The organism is Acidobacteriota bacterium, assembly GCA_028874215.1.
Classification (GTDB): Bacteria; Acidobacteriota; UBA6911; order RPQK01; family JAJDTT01; genus JAJDTT01.
The window spans coordinates 1-21,126 of sequence record JAPPLF010000042.1; the positions used below are offsets into that span (position 1 = coordinate 1).

Annotated in this window: 17 protein-coding genes; 10 read left to right on the forward strand and 7 right to left on the reverse strand. The window is 63.4% G+C overall.

Annotated elements, in window-relative coordinates; translation table 11 throughout:
• Positions 1–101: 101 nt before the first annotated feature.
• The 6 genes from OXT71_07910 (at position 102) to OXT71_07935 (ending at position 12,188) form a co-directional block, all read left to right on the forward strand.
• Entirely contained in the window at positions 102–2,741 is a 2,640-nt protein-coding gene (locus OXT71_07910) for a c-type cytochrome (GenBank protein ID MDE2926306.1), read from the forward strand.
• A complete protein-coding gene (locus tag OXT71_07915; GenBank protein MDE2926307.1) occupies positions 2,738–3,367 on the forward strand; it encodes a DUF1080 domain-containing protein in 630 nt (209 codons plus the stop codon). The genes OXT71_07910 and OXT71_07915 overlap by 4 nt, the downstream gene beginning before the upstream one ends.
• 190 nt (positions 3,368–3,557) lie before the next feature.
• Entirely contained in the window at positions 3,558–5,384 is a 1,827-nt protein-coding gene (locus tag OXT71_07920) for a hypothetical protein (GenBank protein ID MDE2926308.1), read from the forward strand.
• Between the two features lie 119 nt (positions 5,385–5,503).
• Positions 5,504–7,963, forward strand: coding sequence for a DUF1549 domain-containing protein (locus tag OXT71_07925; GenBank protein ID MDE2926309.1), 2,460 nt, complete (start codon positions 5,504–5,506; stop codon positions 7,961–7,963).
• 103 nt (positions 7,964–8,066) lie between these two features.
• Complete coding sequence (locus OXT71_07930) at positions 8,067–9,416, forward strand: DUF1501 domain-containing protein (protein ID MDE2926310.1); 1,350 nt, start codon at positions 8,067–8,069, stop codon at positions 9,414–9,416.
• Between the two features lie 96 nt (positions 9,417–9,512).
• Entirely contained in the window at positions 9,513–12,188 is a 2,676-nt protein-coding gene (locus OXT71_07935; protein ID MDE2926311.1) for an enoyl-CoA hydratase-related protein, read from the forward strand.
• A gap of 9 nt (positions 12,189–12,197) precedes the next feature.
• Here OXT71_07935 and OXT71_07940 read toward each other — a convergent pair whose 3' ends face one another.
• The 7 genes from OXT71_07940 to OXT71_07970 form a co-directional block, all read right to left on the reverse strand.
• Positions 12,198–12,674 (reverse strand): hypothetical protein, encoded by a 477-nt coding sequence (locus OXT71_07940; GenBank protein ID MDE2926312.1) that lies wholly within the window; start codon positions 12,672–12,674, stop codon positions 12,198–12,200.
• Between the two features lie 148 nt (positions 12,675–12,822).
• On the reverse strand, positions 12,823–13,017 hold the full coding sequence (locus OXT71_07945) for a type II toxin-antitoxin system HicA family toxin (protein MDE2926313.1): 195 nt from the start codon (positions 13,015–13,017) through the stop codon (positions 12,823–12,825).
• Entirely contained in the window at positions 13,014–13,229 is a 216-nt protein-coding gene (locus OXT71_07950) for a type II toxin-antitoxin system HicB family antitoxin (GenBank protein ID MDE2926314.1), read from the reverse strand. The genes OXT71_07945 and OXT71_07950 overlap by 4 nt, the downstream gene beginning before the upstream one ends.
• Positions 13,230–13,262: 33 nt before the next feature.
• Complete coding sequence (locus tag OXT71_07955; protein ID MDE2926315.1) at positions 13,263–14,732, reverse strand: DUF1501 domain-containing protein; 1,470 nt, start codon at positions 14,730–14,732, stop codon at positions 13,263–13,265.
• 15 nt (positions 14,733–14,747) lie between these two features.
• Positions 14,748–17,372 carry a PSD1 and planctomycete cytochrome C domain-containing protein gene (locus tag OXT71_07960; GenBank protein MDE2926316.1) on the reverse strand — a complete coding sequence of 875 codons (2,625 nt, stop codon included), beginning with the start codon at positions 17,370–17,372 and terminating at the stop codon, positions 14,748–14,750.
• A gap of 147 nt (positions 17,373–17,519) precedes the next feature.
• Entirely contained in the window at positions 17,520–17,942 is a 423-nt protein-coding gene (locus tag OXT71_07965; GenBank protein MDE2926317.1) for a type II toxin-antitoxin system VapC family toxin, read from the reverse strand.
• Positions 17,939–18,220, reverse strand: a complete 282-nt coding sequence (locus OXT71_07970) for a type II toxin-antitoxin system prevent-host-death family antitoxin (protein MDE2926318.1) — start codon at positions 18,218–18,220, stop codon at positions 17,939–17,941. The genes OXT71_07965 and OXT71_07970 overlap by 4 nt, the downstream gene beginning before the upstream one ends.
• Positions 18,221–18,376: 156 nt before the next feature.
• Here OXT71_07970 and OXT71_07975 point away from each other — a divergent pair, with 156 nt between their 5' ends.
• The 4 genes from OXT71_07975 (at position 18,377) to OXT71_07990 (ending at position 21,096) form a co-directional block, all read left to right on the forward strand.
• A complete protein-coding gene (locus tag OXT71_07975; protein MDE2926319.1) occupies positions 18,377–18,721 on the forward strand; it encodes a type II toxin-antitoxin system RelE/ParE family toxin in 345 nt (114 codons plus the stop codon).
• Positions 18,696–18,980: a putative addiction module antidote protein gene (locus tag OXT71_07980; protein MDE2926320.1), complete on the forward strand. Its 285-nt coding sequence runs from the start codon at positions 18,696–18,698 to the stop codon at positions 18,978–18,980. Before OXT71_07975 ends, OXT71_07980 begins: the two co-directional genes overlap by 26 nt.
• Before the next feature lie 135 nt (positions 18,981–19,115).
• A complete protein-coding gene (locus tag OXT71_07985) occupies positions 19,116–20,111 on the forward strand; it encodes a thiamine pyrophosphate-dependent dehydrogenase E1 component subunit alpha (GenBank protein ID MDE2926321.1) in 996 nt (331 codons plus the stop codon).
• Positions 20,095–21,096, forward strand: a complete 1,002-nt coding sequence (locus tag OXT71_07990; GenBank protein ID MDE2926322.1) for an alpha-ketoacid dehydrogenase subunit beta — start codon at positions 20,095–20,097, stop codon at positions 21,094–21,096. Before OXT71_07985 ends, OXT71_07990 begins: the two co-directional genes overlap by 17 nt.
• Positions 21,097–21,126 lie beyond the last annotated feature (30 nt).

Consider the following 21,126-nt stretch of genomic DNA (forward strand, 5'->3'; position numbering starts at 1 on the left):
CTCCTTTCCGGTTGAGGAACTGCCCATCATAATACACGAACTAACGGGACACTACGCTAGCAGTCCGCGGCGAAAGTTAAAGCTAAGGTGAACGGAATCTAATGTCAGGGGTTTCACTCAAGGGTCATCAAAACGGCTGGCGGCAGCACTTGGCCATCGTCGTCATCTTGATCGTGTCCGGCGTTTCCTTTTCTTGCCAGAGTCCGGCTGATCTTTCCCGACAGGGGGACGCCGAGACAACCCACGACCAAGGTCTTCTGGAAGTCTCCCGGCAGCTTCAGGTGCCGGAGGGATTCGAGGTGGATCTGGTCTATTCGGTGCCGCTGGAGGAACAGGGTTCCTGGGTGGCGTTGACACCGGATTCCGCAGGGCGGCTGATTACTTCCGATCAATTCGGGAGTCTCTACCGCGTGACCTTGGGAGACGGAGATTCAGGCACGGAGGTCGAGAAGCTGGATCTTCCCATCGGCCACGCTCAGGGGCTTCTCTACGCCTATGACAGTCTCTACGTGACGGTCAACCTGTATCGGACCTCGAAGGAGAAGGTGGCGCAGGGCAGCGGCTTTTACCGGGTGCTGGATACAGACGGTGATGATCGGTTCGACCAGGTGAAGCTGTTGAAACAATTGGAGGCCGTGGACAACGCGAATGGGCATGGCGAGCACGGGCCCCACGCCCCGGTGCTCGGCCCCGACGGTCTCATCTATCTGGTTGCGGGCAACGGCACCAAGGTGCCGGAAGGGTTGGCGCCAACCTCTCCATTCCGGAATTGGGCCAACGATCTGCTGATTCCCCCCGAACCGGGATTCGTGCCGGCCGGATGGGTTGCCCGGACCGACGAAACGGGTTCGGTCTGGGAGTTGATTGCCGGTGGTTTCCGGAACCCCTACGACTTGGCATTCAACGCCGAGGGCGAGCTGTTCACCTACGATGCGGACAGTGAAGCAGGCATCGGCACGCCCTGGTACCGCCCCACCCGCATCAACCAGGTCGTTTCCGGAGCGGAATATGGCTGGCGTTACGACACCGGACGTTGGACACCTTACGGCAAGTGGCCTGAACACTACCCCGACAGTGTCGGCAGCGTGGTCGACGTCGGGTACGGGTCGCCGACCGGCCTGGTTTTTGGAGCCGGTGCTCGTTTTCCGGCCCGGTATCAGCGGGCGTTGTTCGCCTGTGATTGGGCGTCGGGGAAGATCTTTTCCGTTCACCTGAAGCCGCAGGGGGCGGGTTATACGGCGGCCTTCGAGGCGTTCCTGACGGGAAGCGCCGTGCCCGTGACCGACATCGTGGTCAACCGGGACGGACACCTGTATTTCACGGCGGGGGGGAGGGAGGCCAAGTCGGGTCTTTTTCGAATCCGCTACCGGGGAGGCGAAGTCACCGATCCGGCCAGTCCGGTCGACCATCCCGCAGCCGAGCGGGCACGTGGAATCCGAAGGCGCCTGGAACAGTTCCATGGTCGAGAAGATGTGCGCGCGGTGGCGGAAGCGTGGCCTCACCTGGCCAGCCCGGATCGCACGCTTCGCTATGCGGCGCGTGTCGCCATCGAGCGTCAGGACCTTGCAGAATGGCAGGATCGCGCGGTGCGCGAGAACGACCCTGTCGCGTCGATCCAGGCCATGCTGGCTCTGGCGCGAACCGGCCGGGCCGAGTTGCAGGAAACGGTCTTGGGGAGGCTCGGCCGGATCCCCCTGGAGCAACTTCCCGAGGATCAACTTCTGGAGGCGCTGCGCGCTTACAGCTTGGCGTTTATCCGGATGGGCGGCCCGCGCAAGCCATTGGGCCGACAGGCCGCTGCACGGCTTGGTCGGCTCTTCCCCTCCTCCAGCCGCAGATTGAATCAGGAGCTTTGCCGGCTGCTCGTCTACTTGGAGGATCCGGGTGTCATCGCCAAGTCATTGAGAATGATCGACTCCGGCGGGCGACAGGACAGGCTGTTCTATTTCGCAGCGTTGAGCCATCTTGGAAAGGGATGGACACTGCCGCAGCGCCAAATCTACTTTCGTGCCCTGAATTCGTCTCAGGGAGAGTATCTTCGTGCCGAGAAAGCATTCGGGCGGAAAGGTCTCAACAGCCGTTTCATCTACACGCTTCAGAACCTGCGGCAATCGGCTGTTGAAACCCTCAGCGACGAGGAACGCACGGCACTGGAGGAGGTCATCGAAGACCGGCGGGCCCTGACCGCGGCTGACGAGGAACCGGTCCGTGGATTCGTGCGAACTTGGAAGGTTGCCGACTTTCTGCCCCTGCTCAAGCAGGTGGCAAGGGGCCGCTCCTACGAGAACGGCAAGTCTGCCTACGAGGCGGCGGAATGCGCCCAGTGTCATCGATTTGATGACCAGGGAGGCACGACGGGGCCGGACATCACCACCGTCGGAAGTCGTTTCGATACGCAGTACTTGTTGGAGGCACTTCTCGATCCCTCCAAGGTGGTCGCCGATCGCTTCTTCAACGAGTCGATTCAGATGGAAGATGGCCGTATTCATGTTGGCCGGGTCGTTTACGACGATGGAAAACTGCTGCGGGTTCGCGCGAATCCGTTCACCCAAAAGGTCACCCAAGTTGCCTCGGACCGGATCAAGTCCCGCACGGTTTCGAGAATTTCAGAGATGCCGGAAGGACTGCTCGATACCTTTACCGAGGAAGAGGTTCTGGATCTGATCGCGTACATGAGGTCGGGCGGAAATCCGAAAGATCCGGCGTTCAATTCTCTTCAGCGAGGAAACGAAGAGCCATGATTCGAACCCTGAAACTTCTATTTTTTGGCGCCGGTCTGGCGGTGGCTCCAGGATGTGCGGCGCCGTCGGACGACTCGCCTCCCGCTGGATTCACCAGGCTGTTCAATGGCCATGATCTGACCGGTTGGAAAGATGACGGCAGCGGACACTGGCGGGCCGAAAACGGCATGATCGTTTACGATGGCGGAGGCTGGCAGCCGGCCCCGAATACGGTGTTCGAGCGCAATCTGCGCACCGAAAAGGAATACGGCGATTTCATTTTGCTCATCGATTGGAAGATCGAAAAAGACGGCAACAGCGGGATCTATCTGCGCGGCGAGCTGCAAGTGGAGATCTGGGACAGAACGGCGGAGGTGTACTCATCTCCCCACGGGTCGGGCGGAATCGTCGGTTACACTGTCCCGGGACGTATCCCGCTACGGACTGTCGACCGTCCGTTGGGAGAGTGGAACCACTTCGAGATTCGCGTCGAGAATGAAACCGTCACCGTCCATCTCAATGACCAGCTCGTGATCGACAGGCATGCGGCCGATTTCAAGCGGTCCGAAGGGCCCATCGTGCTCCAGCACCATGGTTGGCCTCTGTGGTTCAAGAACGTATACGTCAAAGAGTTGGACGAAAATTGACGAAGGCCGAAGCCGGATCGGACCGGGGACACTCCATTGAACTCGCCCTTGCCGGTCCCGAGTGGTATAATTCCGCACTAACCAGAAATCAAATACCAGAAAGCTCCGAATGGTGAAACGCCGGCGACATTCTGACCGCCCCGGATTCTCGACATTGCGTGCGTGTTTCTTTGGGGCGGCTTGTATCGCGTTGTTGTTTTCGGTTCCGTCCGCCGGCCGGCTCGAGGCGCAATCCTCCGGCGAAGAGGCCCCTGCCGAGCCGACCTTGGTCTCGGTCTTTCCTCCCGGCGGGCAGCAGGGATCCGGCGTAGAACTCGAGATCCGGGGAGAAGCTCTGGACGGCGCCTATTCGCTCGTCTTTGGTTCCTCCGGCCTGGAGGCCCGGGTCGGCAAAGTCGAGATGATCGAGCGGCCTAAACCGGCGGGTCCGTATCCCAAGAAGGAGAAATCGCTCCCCTTCTATCGCGTCACGGCGCGCCTCACCCTAGATTCGTCGGTTCCCGCCGGAACCCATCCGTTTCGCTTGGTTTCTCATCGAGGGGTTTCCAACGCGATTGACTTCCGGGTGGATGAAGCCGGCGTCATCAGCGAGATCGAGACCCCGCACCCGTCCGCCCGGCAGGCCCAGGAGATCGACATCCCCGTCATCGTCAACGGCCGGATCGACGAGCATGGCGAGCTGGACGCCTACGGGTTCGACGCGGTTGCCGGTCAGGAGCTCACCTTCGAGATCACTCAGGCGGCGCATTTCGAGCCGCGCCTCGCCCTTTACCGTCCCACCGGGAGCTGGCTCGATCCCGACCGTCCCACTCGTCTGCTTTTCCGGGAGCAGGAGTCTTCTGACCTGATTCCGATCCGGCCCATTTACTCCTACCGCGTGGCGGAGTCGGGCCGCTATTTGGTCGAAGTCGCGTCGCTCTTGGGAAAAGGGGGCCCCGACTGTGGTTATCAGCTTCGGGTTCTGACCACCGGTCCGGCTCCGCGGGCCAGTTCCGAACCCGCGTGGACCGAACGGGACTTCACCCGGAAGATCGACGGCGAGTGGACCGGCCGGCTCCGGTCCCGGACGGTCCGGCAGGCGAATCCGGATTCCCATCCCACGGAGAGCGCCTCCGGCGCCGGGAGCCTGGCGGCGTCCCCCGATTCTCCTCCTTCGGCAGTGACTCCGGCTCCTGAGAGCCGGTCCCGCCTCCGGGAACAGGAGCCGAACGAGGCGCGCGGCCAAGCCCTGCCGTTGGCCGTGGGAGACATCGTCGAAGGCAACATCAGCGCGCCCGGCGACCGCGACACCTACGCGTTCGAGGGGGAGGCGGGAGCGGAACTGGTGTTCGAGATCGAAACCTCCGGCGTGGAGCCGCCCCATTTCAACCCGCGCCTGGAGCTTTTGGGAGAAGACGGCGAATCGCTGCTGGCCAACGTTCACAAGCATGTGACGGTCTACAACGGCGGTGGCATCCCCAGCACCTTTCTGAAGACGGTCGAACCCAAGATGGCCTACACCCTGGAGCGGAGCGGCCGATACTTCGTGGAGGTCAGCGACATCACCGCGCGGTACGGCGGTCCGGAATTCGGGTATCGGCTGCTTGTTCGCGCTCCGATTCCCCACGTGGGCGCCATCGAAGTGGACCCGTCCGACCGCATCAACCTGGTCCCGGGACGAGCCCGGAAACTGAGCATCGTCACGCATCAGGAGGAGGGGTTTGCCGGGGAAGTCCTGTTTGACTGTTCCAACCTGCCGCCCGGTGTCCGGGTTTTTGCGGGAGCCGATGTGGAGAAGAAGGGTTCGGCTCCCGTCAGCCAGCAGGAGGAAAATTTCCTGCCCGCCGTGCAGACCACGACCCTGGTCCTTTTGGCCGACCCGGATGCTGCAGTCACCCGCATGCCTTCATTGGTCCGCTTGACCGCCAAGCCCGTGGTCGGGGGCCGGGTTGGCGCAGAACTGCCTGTCGCGGAGCTCCTGCTGATGGTGGTCGCCCCTGCCGGTCCGGATCAGGCTGCCGAGCAAGGGGGCTCATGAGCTTTCACGGGACCGATCGATTTACTCTCGCGAGGAATCGCCCACGGCGACTGCGCCCGGCCCTCTGCTCGACCATTGCCGTCGTTGTCTCATTCCTTGCGTCCGCGCCGGCCGCCGTCGTGGAACCCGCGCCGAGCCATCCTCCGACGCTGCTCTCCCTGCGTTTGGTCCCGGAGCAGGTGAGCCTTCAGGGCCCGGGGGCTTCCCAGCGATTCGTGGCCATGGGGACGTTCGCCGACGGACTGGAGCGGGATCTGACTGCCGGCAGCCGGTTTCATCTCTCCGATACCCAACTGGCCCGTGTGGACGATGGCGGTAGGGTCGTGGCCCTGGCGCCGGGGGAGTTGACTCTACGGGTCGAGCACGGAGGACACGAGGTCCGTTCGAGGGTTCGAATCGACGCGGTTGCGGAACCGAGGCCCTTCCGTTTCGATCGCGATATCGCCTCTATACTGACCAAACGGGGCTGCAACGCCAGCGAGTGCCACGGCAGCGTCAAGGGGCAGGGAGGATTCAAGCTTTCCCTCGACGGCCTCTATCCGGAAGAAGACCACGAGTGGATCGTCAAAGGTGGGATCTACCAGGTTCTCGTCATGGAATCGGGGGGGCCGCGGGTCCCCCGGGTGAATCCGGGGCATCCGGAGCAGAGCCTGTTGCTGCAGAAGGCCACCATGCAGGTGGGCCACGTCGGAGGTGAGCGCATCGGCGCCGATTCCGCGGACTACGCCACCCTCCTGGACTGGGTCCGGAAGGGGGCCGAATACGGCGATCGGAGTGAAGGCGGGCGGATCGCGCGAGTGACGGTCTTCCCGCAGGAAGCCGTTCTGGACGGCGACGGCGTGCAGCAGCTTCTGGTGAGCGCCTACGGGCCCGACGGACGGCGCGAGGACATCAGTCACCAGGCTCGTTACGTCTCCCAGAACCCCCACGTCGTGACGGTCGACGAGAACGGCCGCGTTACGGCCACCGGAAGGGGAGAGACGACGGTGCTGGTCCGCACCGCAGGTCATGCCGTCAGTGCACGCTTCGGAGTAGTGGACGCGTCGGCTCCAGTCGAATTCAGAATCGAGCCCCGGAATCTCATCGACAAGCACGTCTTCGCCAAATTGCGGAAGTTCCAGATCCGTCCTTCTGCGCTTTCCAGCGATTCGGAATTCCTGCGCCGCGTCTGCCTGGACATCACCGGCACCCTGCCGCCGCCGGATCGCGTCCGGGAATTCCTGGCCGACACCGACCCTGGGAAACGGGACAAGCTCATCGAGACTCTCCTGGACTCTCCCCAGTACGCGGACTATTGGAGCTTCCTGTTCGCCGACCTGTTCCGGGTGACCTACACCACCGTGGGCCCGATCAAAGAGGTCAAGGCATACGACGACTGGGTCCGCAACGGCATCCTCCAGAACAAGCGGTACGACCGCATGGCGCGGGAACGTATCGCCGCTCAAGGGTACGGGGCTCCCACCCGTCACTTTTTCCGTTATACCGAACTGATCGTGCCCCACGAGGTCATGGCCGAGCAGGTCCGCCTCTTCATGGGGCGCCGGCTGGATTGCGCCCAGTGCCACAATCATCCCTTCGAAACCTGGAGCCAGGACCAGTTCTGGGGAATGACCGCCTTTTTCGGAAACGTCACGCAACTTCTGGATTCTCAGTTGGTTTTCGACAATCCGGAGGGTGGGCGATCCTATGACTTGAAACAGGAGGGCATCAAGACCGTCCATCCGCGCCGGAAGGAAGAAGTCCGGGCCAGATTTATGGACGGGTCATTCCCGACCGGGGAACAGGAGCGCGATCCGCGCCTGGCTCTGGCCGAATGGATCATCGCCCAGCCCGCCTTTGCGGAAACCATCGTGAATCGGGTCTGGGGCTATTACTTCGGCCGGGGAATCGTGGACCCGGTGGACGACTTCAAGGTGTCCAACCCGCCGACCCATCCCGTGCTGCTCTCCGCGCTGGCGGAAGACTTCGTGGAACACGGCTACGACCTGAAGCATCTCATGAGGCTGATCGCCCGGTCGCGGACCTACCAGTCTTCGGGAGTCCCCAACCGGACCAACAAGGAAGATGGAATCAACTATGCGCGGGCGTTGGCCCGGCCGTTGCAGGCCACTGTCCTGCTGGACGCCATCTCCCACGCCACCGGAGTCCCGGAGGAGTTTCCGGTGCACCCCAAGACGGTGCGCACCGGAGCGGCTCGCCCGGGGGCCCGGGCCATCGACCTGATTCCCGAACTTTTCCCCTGTCATTTCCTCGACGTCTACGGACGGTCCATGCGCAAGTCGCTTCCGGAAAAGCCGTCCCTGACGTTGACCCAGGCCCTGCACATGTGGGCGGGATCGACCTATACCACCAAGATCACGCAGGAAGGCGGACGTCTCGACCGGGCGCTGAAGGAAGGCCTGTCCGATTCCCGGATCATCGAAGACTTCTACCTGGCGGCGCTGTCGCGATACCCGACCGAACGGGAAAGATCCGACCTGGAAGCGTTTGTCCGGGAGGGCTCCTCCCCGCGGCCGGAGCAATTGGCGAACCTGATGTGGGCCCTCATCAGTTCGCGGGAGTTCGCATACAATCATTGAGGTGGAGCGGCGGTTTCCAAACCGCCGAACTCCCGCGAAACGATGAGGCCAAAAGGGAACGGACGACTGAAAATTTGACACCCCAATGACCAACGGAGAAAGAATGTCGAAAGAATACCGATGTTTCCAGTGCAGGCGGACCAGACTCGGGCGCCGCGACTTCCTCCGTGTCGGCTCCCTGAGCTTTCTCGGGATGAACGCCGGCGACCTCTTCAGGCTGGAACGTCTCCAAGCGGCCTCCAACGACAAGCCGGCGGCCGGACAGGCGCAGGCGTGCATTCTCCTCTTCCTGGAGGGCGGTCCCAGCCAGATGGACACCTGGGACCCCAAGGGGAACACCAACTTCGGCTCCATCGCCACCAATGTCGACGGCATCCGCATCTCCGAACTCCTGCCCAAGACGGCCCAACACATGGACAAGCTCTCGCTGATCCGTTCCATGCGGACGGAGGAGACCAACCACCCGCAGGGAACCATCGAGTCGCTGACCGGCCATCGGCCCAGCCCCACCATGAAGTTCCCGGGATTCGGGTCGATCGTGGCCAAGGAAATGGGCGCCCGCAACAACATGCCGCCGTTCACCACGGTCCCCATGCCTTGGGAGAACGACTTCTACAACTACGAGGAGGCCTTCAAGGGCTCGTACATCGGAGCCGAGTATGACGCCATGGTCCTGCCGGACCCCAGCGGCGAGGAATTCGCCGTGCCCGATCTCCGGTTGCCCAAAACGGTTTCCGCCGCGGCCATCGAGGATCGCAAGACTCTGCTCAGCATCGTTGACCGGCACTATCGGTCCACCCAGGAGGTCGCCGAGTTCGGCAAGATGGACACGTATCGCGAGCAGGCGCTGGGCATGATCCTGTCGCCGCACGTCCAGAAGGCCTTCGACCTCTCCAGCGAATCGGAGAAGACCCGGGACGCGTATGGACGCCACCGCTTCGGACAGAGCGTGCTGATGGCCCGCCGCCTGGTGGAGGCCGGATGCCGCTTCGTCACGGCGGCCGGCTACAAACACGGGCAGTGGGACACGCACGGGAGCAACGACAAGCGGATGAAGGACGACTTGACGCCTCCCCTGGACAAGGCGCTCTCCGCTCTGTTGGAAGATCTGGACCAGAGAGGTCTGTGGGAATCGACGGTGGTGCTGGTCATGGGAGAGTTCGGACGCACCCCCCACATCAATCCCGGCCTGGGACGGGATCACTGGCCCCACTGCTGGTCGCTGGCGCTGGGCGGCGGCGGTATCCAGGGGGGACAGGTCATCGGCGTCAGCGACGACCGGGCGGCCTACGTTGCGGAACGCCCCATCTCCATCGGCGACCTTTACGCCACCATCTACAAGGCGCTGGGAATCGATTGGACCAAGACCTACATGGCCCCCGTGGGTCGTCCCGTCTACATCGCCAACGGTTTCGACGACACCATGGGGCAGCCCATCCCGGAATTGATCTGACAGCCCGTCGTGAACCCGTCCGTCAGATCGGATAGCCTCGATACTCCCTGGCCGCTTGGTTCCTGTCCGAATCTGGGCCGTTCCATCCCGAGTCGGATGCATGCCCTGACCCTGTACCGGGACCAATACGGTCCACCCCGGGACGTGGTCCGCTTGGAGGAGGTAGAGGTTCCACGCCTCCGTGCGGCCGACGCCCGGGGAGTCCTGGTGGCCGTTCTGGCCAGCGGACCCAACTTCAATACCAATTTCGCGGCTCTGGGACTGCCGGTTCCCGTCTTCGCCCGGGGCGACAGCGCCATCCTCCACATTCCGGGAAGCGACGCGCTGGGAATCGTGGTGGATGCCGGTCCCGCGGTCCGGTCGGTGAAGGTGGGTCAGGCCGTCATTCTCGATTCCTGGACCGGACACAACATTCGAGGCTATGAGACCCACGACGGCTTCAATGCCCAGTTCGCCATGGTCGACGAGGAACGGGCCATTCCGGTCCCTCCCTCCCTCGGCAGCCATAGTCCCGAGCAGTTGTCGGCCATGCTGCTCACCTATGGAACGGCCTACCGCACCGTGGTGGAGCGCCTGGCCGTCGGTCCGGGAGACTCCATGCTGGTCCTGGGCGGAGGGAAGGGAACCAGCTTCGCCGCCGCGCAACTGGGAAAGGCCCTCGGGGCCCGCGTGGTCCTGATGGGTTCCAATCCGGCGTTGGGCCGGTCGCTCATCGAGCGGGGAATCGCCGACTCCTTCGTCGACCGGCGGCAGATCCCGGCCGAAGTCTTCGGCGTGGTCGACGTCGGGGAGGAATACGGCAAGTGGCATGCCCGGACCGAGCCCTTTCGCCGCATCGTGCTGGCCGCCAACGACGGCCGTCCGGTGGACACGGTCTTCGAGCATACCGGGGGCGCCAATTTCCCCCTGCTGGTTTCGGTTCTTGCCCCCAAGGGCCGGCTCGCCTTCTTCGGCGCCACCGGACGTGGCCTCAAGGGCGAATACAAGGAGACCTTCTTCTACGACGGACGCCGGTTCGTCCTGGATGCCCGCTGGGTCTGGATGCGCCAGAAGCAGGTCCTCTTTCGGAGCGGGACCCCAGCGGAGATCTTCTCGGAGATCGGGCTGCTGCCGGGGCGAAGAGGGCTGGTCTGGGGCGCTGACCGGTACGCGCGGGAGTTCGTCGAAGCGGCGCTTCAGCGGCGGGCGGACCTGGCGGTGGTCGCGTCCCGTTCCCGGGAAGCAGAGGGACTGGCCGCTCTGTCCCGCATGGGCCTCGACGGGTCGCGGATCATCGACCGCGACCGGTTCCGGCTACCCGTCGACATGCCGGATCCCTTGACCGACGAAGGGACGCCGAATCCCGCCTACATGTCCGACTTCATGCTGGACGCACGCGCTCTCGGGAGGGCCATCTGGGAGGTCTTCGGCCCCCGGGTCAATCCGGACTTCATCGTGGAGCGTCCCGATCAGAGCACGCTCCATGTCAGCACCTTCCTGTTGAGGGACCATGACGAGAAGGACGAGATGTCCTGCGGCATCATCGTGGCCCGCGGGTCGTCCGATCTGACCGTCTCCGGATCCCACATGTATCGGGCCGCACAGGCCCGCGAGACGGTTCGCCTGTTGGCCCGGAACCGGATCGTCATGGACCAGGAGGACCTGGAAGTGGTGGATCTGGCGGGTTTGCCGGAGATCCAGCAGAAGATGCTGGACGGCACCATGGCGAAACCCAAGGGTGTGTCGCTCGTCCAGGCGGACGGTGCGGGCCGGAAGATCTCCGACTACGAGGCCGAATACCTGGGCAGGACGCTCCGCGAGGCCGACCCGGAAAACGGCCGGTTCATCGACTTGAGCCTGATCGAAGAGGTGGGAATCCTCACCCTCCGGCGGCCGGACGCCCTGAATGCCCTCAATCAGGAACTGCTGGCCCAGCTTGCCCAACTGACGGAGGAGCTCGGAGCGCACGGAACCCTCCACGGAGGGAGGACGACCGCCCTGATCGTGCGCGGTTCCGGACGCGCATTCGTGGCGGGGGCCGACGTTCAGGGCTTTGTGGGAGGGGACGCCGAGTCCATCCGGCGGCTGGCGGCGGAGAACATGGCTCTCTTCCGGCGAGTGGAAACCCTGCCTCTTCCGGTGGTGTCGATCGTGGACGGTTTCGCACTGGGCGGCGGCAACGAGCTGGCCATGAGCACCCACTATCGAATCGTCACCGAAAATGCCGTCATCGGACAGCCGGAGGTGAAGCTCGGCATCATCCCGGGGTACGGGGGCATGCAGCGGCTGCCGAGGCTCGTCGGTCCGCGGAGAGCCGCCGAAATGGCGGTCAACGGAGAGTCGGTGGACGGACGCACGGCGGTCCGGATCGGGCTGGCCCACGAGCTCCATCCCGCCTCCACCGCTCTGACCAGGGCGTTCCGGGTAGCGGACGAGCTCCGGTCCGGTGCGCGCCGATTCCAGGCGTCCGATTGGGACGAGCTTGCCGCCGGTCAAAGCCGGGCGTTGGAGGCGCTTTACGGAAGCGATGCCGTGAGCGGAATCCTGCAATCACCCACGCCCGTCGGCGAAGCGGCGGAAGGTCTTCGGGCCGCTCGCCGGTTCGCGGCCCGGCTGGCCCTGGATGCCATGCGGTTCGGTTACGAACGCGGATTCAGCCGCGGCATGGACAACGACGCGAGACTGTTCGGTGAAGCCGTGGCGTCGGAGTCGGGTCAGTGGTGGGTGCGGCGCTTCCTGGCAAAGGACCCCAGGCAGTCCGCCTTCGTGACGTTGCTGCAGCCTGAGGGTTGACCGGGGGCGTCAGCGGTTCCTGGCCGGATTCTCCAGGAACAGCCTGAAACGGACCTGCTCCCAATCGCCCCAATTCCTCCTCCTCTGAAAGAGAAAGTGGACCTCCGAGTCCTCCGATCCGCGAAAGGCCCGGAGCGTATTCTCCCAGTTTTGCTCCTGGTCCTGGTACTGCGGCCGGCCCGTCTTGCTCAACTGCCTTTCTTCCGCCGTTCCCAGCGGGACGGCCGTCGACCGGAGATACAGAGTTCCGACCAAGGGAATGACTCGATCCGTCTCCGTTTCAGCGCCCTCTTGGCCCGCGACAGTGGTCACGACCTGCTCGCCCCGCAGAAAGACCAGGGAACAGCCCTCCTCCTCGCGGCGGACTTCCAGGTCGAAGCCACCCCGGTCCAACCGCTTACCGCCCTCCGTGTAAAGAGTTCGATCCAGCCGAATCTCCGTCACGTAGACCTCGCCGGCTGCCGTCGCCACTCCGAGTCCCACCATCACAATCATCGTCAGTAGGGATCTTGTAGTCTGCCGAGCTATTCCCACGGAGGTCCTGACAATAGCGCTCCGTACAGACTTCACGTTGCAATCCCACACGGCACGTAGTGCGCTGCTGATCGCCTTTGATCTCGGGTTTGGACGAGAATTATCTTTTCCCGACCACCGGAACCGAGAGGTTCCGACAGATCTTATCTGCCAAACGGTTGGGTATCTCAAGATGACGTGGGACGGTCTCGACTGCGCCCGTATTCGGATTGCACCAAAGCGAGTGAGATCTTCCTTCCCGCTTGAGAAAACACCCGTGCCTTCGGAGGTGCCGGAGCAGGCCGGACCTCTTCATGGCACCGTGACAGTTTCTCGGATTGCTTCAGGGGGTACACCCCGCAATCCCTCCTCGCGCCGATCCTCCAGGATAAGTGCTATGGCTTCAGCTAAATTGTCGCGGGCTTCACGCTTGGTTCTTCCCTGTCCATTGGCTCCAGGGATTTCAGGGCAATAGGCGATGTGCCAGTCTCCGTCCTGCTCGATAATGGCCGTGAACTGATTTTCCAATGGAGAAATCTCCCAAGTTTTCCAGATCTAATATTAGCTCGCCTGAAGGAGCCGTTGCGAGAGGTCGTTGTATCCGCCCACGTCGGTGAGCCGCCGGTCTCGTCCCTGGAAGAAGTAGGTGAGTCCTTCGTGGTCCAGACCCAGCAGGGAGAGGATGGTGGCGTGCAGGTCGTGGACGTGGACCTTGTCCTCGGTCACCTTCATTCCCAGATCGTCGGTGGCGCCGATGGCCTTTCCTCCCTGGATTCCGGCTCCCGCCATCCAGCAGGAGAAGCCGTACGGGTGGTGGTCCCGGCCGAGTTTCCCCTGCACGAATGGGGTTCGGCCGAACTCTCCGGAACAGAATACGAGGGTGCTGTCCATCAGTCCGCGCTGTTTGAGATCCTGCAGGAGGCCGGCGATGGGCTGGTCCACCTTCCTGGAGTTTTCCCAGTGGTTTCGGGAGCACTGCTCGTGGCCGTCCCAGTCGGTGCTGATCAGGTGCACGAAACGGACGCCGCGCTCCAACATGCGCCGGGTCAGCAGGCACATCCGCCCGAACTTCCGGCTCTTTTCCTGGTCCAGTCCGTATAGGCGCCGGACGTGTTCCGGCTCCCGGGAAAGGTCCACCAATTCCGGCGCAGCGGTCTGCATCCGGAAGGCCAGCTCGTAGTTGGTGATGCGAGCCGCCAGACTCGTGTCGTCGGCGCGGTCCTGGTAGTGCCGCCGGTTCGACTTCCGGATCCAGTCCAGGAGGTTCCGCTGATCCGCCGCGGTCATCTCCCGGGGCGGAGTCAGGTCCTTGAGGGGAGAGCCCTCGGAACGGAGCAGGGTGCCCTGATAGATGGCGGGCAGGAACCCGGAGCCGAAGTGGTTCCGGTTGGTCCGGCCCCACAAGTTGCCGTCGGTCATCACCATGTAGGCGGGAAGGTTGTCGTTCTCGCTCCCCAGGCCGTAGAGGATCCAGGACCCGACGCTGGGATGCCCGTTCAGGATGGAGCCGGTGCTGAGATAGTTGCTCGCCGGACCGTGGACGAAGGAGTCGTGGTAACAGGAGCGCACCACCGCCAGATCGTCGGCATGGGCGGCCACGTTCCGCATGAGATCCGAAATTTCCAGGCCCGAGTCGCCGTACCGGCGAAAGGGGATGTCCGAACCCATCAGCTTGGCATCTCCGGCGGCGATATTGGCGAAATTGAGATCGTCCGAGGCGAAGCTCTGAGGAAGGGTCTGACCATCGAAGCGGGTCAGGACCGGCTTGGGATCCAGGGTGTCCACGTGGCTGGCGCCTCCCTGGAGATAGATAAAGACCACGTTGCGGCCGCGGGCGCTCCGGTGCGGCGGCTTGGGCGCGAGCGGGTGCGGGACCGGTTCCCGGGTTCCCTTGGCGGAGGCCGTCCGGAAGAACGATTCCCGCTCCAGCAGATGGATCAACGGCAGGGACCCGAAGCCCATTCCCCACTTGCTCAGAAACTCCCGGCGGGAGCCGGCCGTCTCATGGCGCTGGCAACGGAAGGGATTCATGGATCTTGCCGCTTCTCAGTCAATATGGCTGAACTCGTTGAGATTAAACAGGCCCAGGCAGAGCTGGGTCAAGGCTGCCGCCCGGGGCCGCGGGATTTTCTCGAGCTCGGCCGGCAGCTCGGACCAACTCTCCGTCTTCACCTCGCGGGCCCGGGCCGACATCAATTCCAGCGCCTCCTTCTTCTCCTCGGGCGAAGGCGCCCGGCTCAAGGCCAGCCGCCACGCTTTTTCGACCCAGGCTGCCGGGTCGTCCCCCTCGCTCTCCACCAGCCGGGACGCAAAGGCCACGGCCTGCCGGAAGGCCATCCGGTTGTTGAGGAACCAGAGGGCCTGCGGCGCCACCGTGGTGACGTCGCGGCGGGGGCAACTCACGGCGTTCTGGGGGCTGTCGAAGACGTCGAACATGGGAAACCGGAGATTGCGGCGGCTGAGGATGTAGACGCCCCGGCGGTACTGGGATTCGGGGTCCGCAGCGGTCAGCCAACCTTTGGGACCTCCCAGGCTTGCCATCTCTTCATCTCCCAGCGGCGGCGCCGCCGGACGGCCGTACGCCCCGAGATTCAAAGTGCCGGCCGCCGCAAGTGTGGCGTCCCAGAGGACTTCCGCTTCCAACCGCCGCCGGTTCATTCTCCAGAGGAGACGGTTTTCGGGGTCCAGAGAGAGAGCGGCCGGGTCGCTGTGCAAGCTGGACATGCGGTAGGTGCTGGAGTTCAGGATCAGCCAGTGCATCGCCTTCAGGCTCCAGTTCCGGGCTGTGAACTCGACAGCCAGCCAATCCAGGAGCTGCGGATGGCTGGGAGCCTCCCCCTGGCGGCCGTAGTCGTTGGGAGTTCTCACCAGTCCTCGTCCCAAATGCCACTGCCAGAGCCGGTTCACCATGACCCGGGCGGTGAGAGGGTGGTCGGGACGGCTCAGCCAGAGCGCCAACTGCTTGCGGGGGCGTTTGTCCATTGATCCCGAGAAGACGCCATTGGGATCGGTCTCCCCGCTCAACACCGCCGGGAAGCCGGGTCCGACCCGTTCCTCCTTTTGTCTGAACTCGCCTCGACTCAAGACGTGAACGGGCGCGGAAGCCTCCGGATCGTAGTGACCCAGCACTGAAGCGGTCGGCAACTCAAGCAGTCCTTCGAACCGGACCAGATTGGAGCCCTCGATCTCGGAGACCTTGAGTACGGCCCGGGCCAGCCCGATAAGCAATTTTTCGTGTTCGTCCTTCTCCGGCCCGGTCAGAGCCTCCTCGAACTTGACTGCACGAACCGCCTCCATCAGGAGCTTCGCCAATTCTTCCTGCTCCGGGGTCCGACGATCCTTTTCCGTCTCGTAGGCCTCGACCACCTCCGGTGGAAATTTCGCTTTCTGCTCCTGTTCGATCCTCTTTTTGACCTGTTTCTCGAATCGGCGGTAAGCGGAACGGCCTTCGTCCACGGCGATGACGGCGGGGTAGTCGATGTTCCGCGAGACCGCCTGAATGGGACTCATGACGGGGATGTCGACCTTGCGGCTGTTGGCAAACAGCGCTTGGAATGCGTAGTAGTCCCTCTGGCTGATGGGGTCGGCCTTGTGATCGTGACAGCGGGCGCAGCCCAGAGTGAGCCCCAGGAAGGCGGCGCCGGTGGTGTCCGCCCAGTCGGTCAGCTCCTCGGCGCGCAATTGCGCGCCATCCTGCATCGACTCCAGCACTTCCGGCCCGAACGTGTAGAGGCCGGTTCCGACCCGGGCTTCCAGGTATTCGTTCTTCTTCAGGGGAATGGTCCGGCTCCCCAGCAGCTCGAATCGTTGGGGCCAAAGCTCGTCTCCGGCGATCTGCTCCTGCAGGAAGCGGTCGTAGGGCTTGTCCTCGTTGAACGACTTGATGACGTAGTCCCGATAGCGCCAGGCGTTGGGATAGTAGTGATCCGACTCGTATCCGCTGCTGTCGGCATAGCGGACCACGTCCAGCCAGTGCCGGGCCCAGCGCTCGCCGTAGCGCGGCGATTCCAGCAACTCGCCCACCATCCTGCCGTAGGCGTCCGGCGAGTCGTCTCCCAGGTGCCGGTCCATCTGCTCCGGCGTCGGCGGAAGTCCGATGAGGTCGAAGTAGGCCCTTCGGATCAGGGTTCTCCGGTCGGCCTCGGGAGCCGGTTTCAAGCCCTTCTCCTGCAACCGGGCCAGCACGAAGGCATCGATGGGGTTGCTGACCCAACCGTCCGCATCCGCCGCCGGAACGGCAGGCCGCTGGAGCTTCCGGAACGACCACCAGGAGGGTGGGGAGGGACCGTCATCGCGAACGCTGGCCCAGGGGAGGCCGCCGTCGATCCAGCCGCGCAGCACTTCCAGATCCGCAGCCGCCAGCGGAGAGCCGCCCGGAGGCATTTTCAGCTCGCCGTCATGGGACGCGGCCAGAAACAGCAGGCTCGAGCCGGCGTCTCCGGGGACCGCCGCCGGACCCCGGTGGCCGCCTTCCAGCAGAGCTTGCCGGCTGCCCAGATCAAGTCCCCCCTGGCGCGCCACGCCATGGCAGGCAAGGCAGTCCCGCTCCAGGATCTGGAGAGCGTCGGCCGCCAAAGACCCGTCCGCTTCGGAACGGCTGGAACTACCCTCCAGAAACGGCAGCAAGCAACTGGATACGACGGCGAGTAGCAACCACGGCCGACTATTCATGGATTCGATTCCGGAAGTGGAAATCGGTCCGTCTATACCTGCGTAAGTCTACCAATTCCGATCAGGTGTTGCTGATAGTAGGTTCTTGTTGGGACAGCGGCTTTCTTGCCGCCGCACTCCGATGGTTCACGGGGAAGGAAACCTCACTTACGGCATCACGTCGAGACCCTCCAATTCGGCGGCGATCGACAGCCGCTGGTCAAGACAAACGAAGGTGAGAGGGGAACTCAATTGTTCCTGCACCAACATCGCGGCGGCAAGCTGACCCGCATCCGCGGCGCGCAAGGAATGCCGTGCCAACAGCAGGTTCGCTCGCACTCGAACGGCGAGGATGTCCGTTACCTCATCCCAATGGGAGGCGAAGGCATCGAATTGTCTGAGCAGGTTTCGCCGCTGCAGGCGAGTCAGCGCCTCTTCACGTGTCCGTCGTTCAATCGCGCTTACGATCTCGGTTCTTGTCCAGGCCCAGGTGATGATCCGGTCGTCTTCCGCCAATCGATCATGTGCCCAGCCACTTTTGGTTTCGGCAATGATCAGCGGCACCACCGCAGATGCATCCCAGTACCTCACAACCGGTCCTTGCGATCCTCGGCCAGCGCCTCGGAAATGCTCACCGGCAACACCAGTCGAGGCTTGTCCAGAATAGCAGCCGCGCCGCCTCGGCCCGGTCTGATCACTCCTTGGCTGATCAGCCGTTCTCGGGCTCCCTGGTCTTCCCCGGCTCCTGTTGCAACAAGTCTCGCGACCGGTTTGCCGCGGTCGAGAATCTGGACCTCCCCGCCTCGCCGGACCTCCCGAACGTAGTATGAGAGATTGGCCTTCAACTCGGAAATCGACACCGTCGTCATAGTGACTAATATAGTCTTAATAATGAGACTATTCAAGTCTGAAACAGAATTGTGGGTGACAAAGGAAGGAGAAATTTCCCCACCGGATGCTTCCCGGCCATTTTTTGATGCGTTCTCTCCCGTCACGGTCTGTAGTCAATTGGCTACAATTTTGACATGATCAAGGTCGTCCACTATGTGGCGGAAGACGGAACGGACTACTTTGACAGATGGCTTCAAAGGCAGGGCACTGAGGTCCGATCTCGCATCCTGACCCGGATCGACCGGGTCGAACTTGGAAACTTCGGTGACCACAAAGGTGTGGGCAAGGGCGTTTCGGAGCTTCGAATCGACTTCGGCCCCGGATACCGGGTGTACTATGGCTTGGACAGTATGAATCTGGTGATCCTGTTGACCGGCGGGACCAAGAGGCGGCAACGCCGCGACATCCACAAGGCTCAGGCGTGTTGGAAGGCATACCGAGAGGAGGAGCGACATGCCCGTAAAAGAACACAGAACTGACCATTACCTCCGGACACCGGAAGACATCGCCGCGTATCTGAACGCTGTGATCGAGGAGTTCGACGGCGACCCTCGATTGTTGATGAAAGCCTTCCGTAACGTGGCAGCAGCGCAGGGGGGCGTCTCAGAGATCGCACGTCGAGCCGATATCGACCGTGTGGGCCTCTCCCGCAGCTTGTCGGGCAAGAGAGATCCGCGGCTTGGTACAGTGACCAAGATCGCCTCCGTTTGCGGCGTGAAGCTTCAGTTCGTGGCTTGACGGATCTGGGTAAATGCCGCACGGTGGCAGAATCGACTTTAACCGGTTTTCTTGTTAGTCTCGCCGGGTTTCCAGCGGGCGGTCGCCGGACCGGCGCCGGCTCGCACTGAGTCCCATCCAACACCAGAGGCGCTCATGGCGTTGACAACCGAATCGACCCCGTCGCAACAACTTGATCCCGCCACCCGGCTGGACTTCCTGCGCCAGATGCTCACGATTCGGGCGTTCGAGTTTCGCGTGGGGGAATTCTACGAACGGGCCGAGATGCCCGGCATCACCCATCTCTCCATCGGACAGGAGGCGGTGGCCGTCGGCGTCTGCGCTCACCTCGACCACAACGACTACATCACCAGCACGCATCGCGGGCACGGGCACTGCTACGCCAAGGGCGCCGGCCTCGTCCCCATGTTCGGGGAACTGCTGGGCAAGGCGAACGGATACTGCCGCGGCAAGGGCGGGTCCATGCACATCGCCGACCGGGAGACGGGCCACCTGGGCGCCAACGCCATCATCGGCGGCGGCATTCCGCTGGCGACCGGCGCCGCTCTCTCGGCGAAAGTTCTCCGGAACCGGGGCGTCGGCGTGTCGTTTTTCGGCGATGGAGCCCTCAACGAGGGCATCCTGCTGGAATCGATGAACCTGGCCGCCATCTGGAATCTGCCCGCCATCTTCGCCTGTGAAAACAATCACTACGGGGAGTACACGCCGACGGAGCAGGTCACGGCCGGCCGTCTCACGCTCCGCGGCGAAGCCTTCGGCATCCCTTCCGCCGAAGTGGACGGCATGGACGTCCTGGCCGTCTACGATGCCACGCACGCCGCCGTACAGCGCGCCAGGAACGGGGAGGGGCCCAGCTTCTTCGTCTTCGACACCTATCGCTATCTGGGCCACGGCATGTCGGACCGGACCCGGCCCTACCGGTCGCGCGAAGAAGAGGACCTGTGGCGGACCCGGCGCGACCCCATCGAGCGACTGCGGAAGCAGTTGCTTGAGGCCGGGCACACCAGCGAGTCGGAGTTGGACGCCATGGCGGAGGCGGTCAACGCCGAAGTGGAGGAAGCCGCCCGATTGGCTCAAGAGGCGCCGTTCCCGGACCCGGAAGAGGTGGACCGACATGTCTTCGCTGACTGAAACCCGCCAACTCACCTTCAGCCAGGCCGTCAACGAAGCGATCCGGGAGGAGATGGATCGCGACCACCGGGTGATCCTGTTCGGCGAGGACGTGGCGGCGGCCGGCGGGGTCTGGAAGGTGACCGAAGGACTCCTGGACCGGTTTGGGGCGGAACGGGTCCTGGACACGCCCATCTCCGAAGCCGGGATCGCCGGGCTGGGGGTGGGGGCGGCCATGACCGGTCTGCGGCCCATCGTCGAGATCATGTTCGGCGACTTTCTGCCGCTCGCCTCCGATCAGATCGTCAACCAGGCGGCCAAGACCTATTACATGTCGGGCGGGATGACAAGCGTCCCCATGGTCTTCCTCACCTCCATGGGAGCCGGGCGCCGTTTGGCGGCCCAGCATTCTCAGAGCCTGCAAGCCTGGTTCGCCCACATCCCCGGGTTGAAGGTGGTGCTGCCCTCCAGTCCTTACGACGCCAAAGGGCTGATGAAGACCGCCATCCGGGACGAAAACCCCGTGATCTTCCTACAGGACAAGGTGGACATCTACCAGAAGGGTCCGGTCCCCGATCCATCCCACGAGTACACCATCCCTTTCGGCCGCGCCGACGTGAAGCGGGTGGGAGATGACCTGACCCTCGTCGCCACCTCCAGCATGGTCCGCCAGGCCTTGGATGCTGCGTCCGAGCTGGCGGAGGAGGGAATCGAGTCGGAGGTCATCGACCCGCGCACCCTGGCGCCGTTGGACGAAGAGACGTTGCTGGACTCGGTCCGAAAGACGGGACGGTGCCTGGTGATCGACGAGGGTTACCAGCGCTACGGGGCGGGAGCCGAGATCGCGGCTCTGGTCGGCGAAAATCTGTTTTTCGACCTGGAGGCTCCGGTTCGGAGGCTGGGCGCCATGGATGTCCCCGTTCCGTTCTCACCGACGCTGGAGGACCTGACCATTCCCGGCAAGGAGCAGGTCGTCGAGATCGCCCGCCAGATGTTCGAAGACTAGGGGCCTGCGCCGCCCATCCCAGCCGGAGAA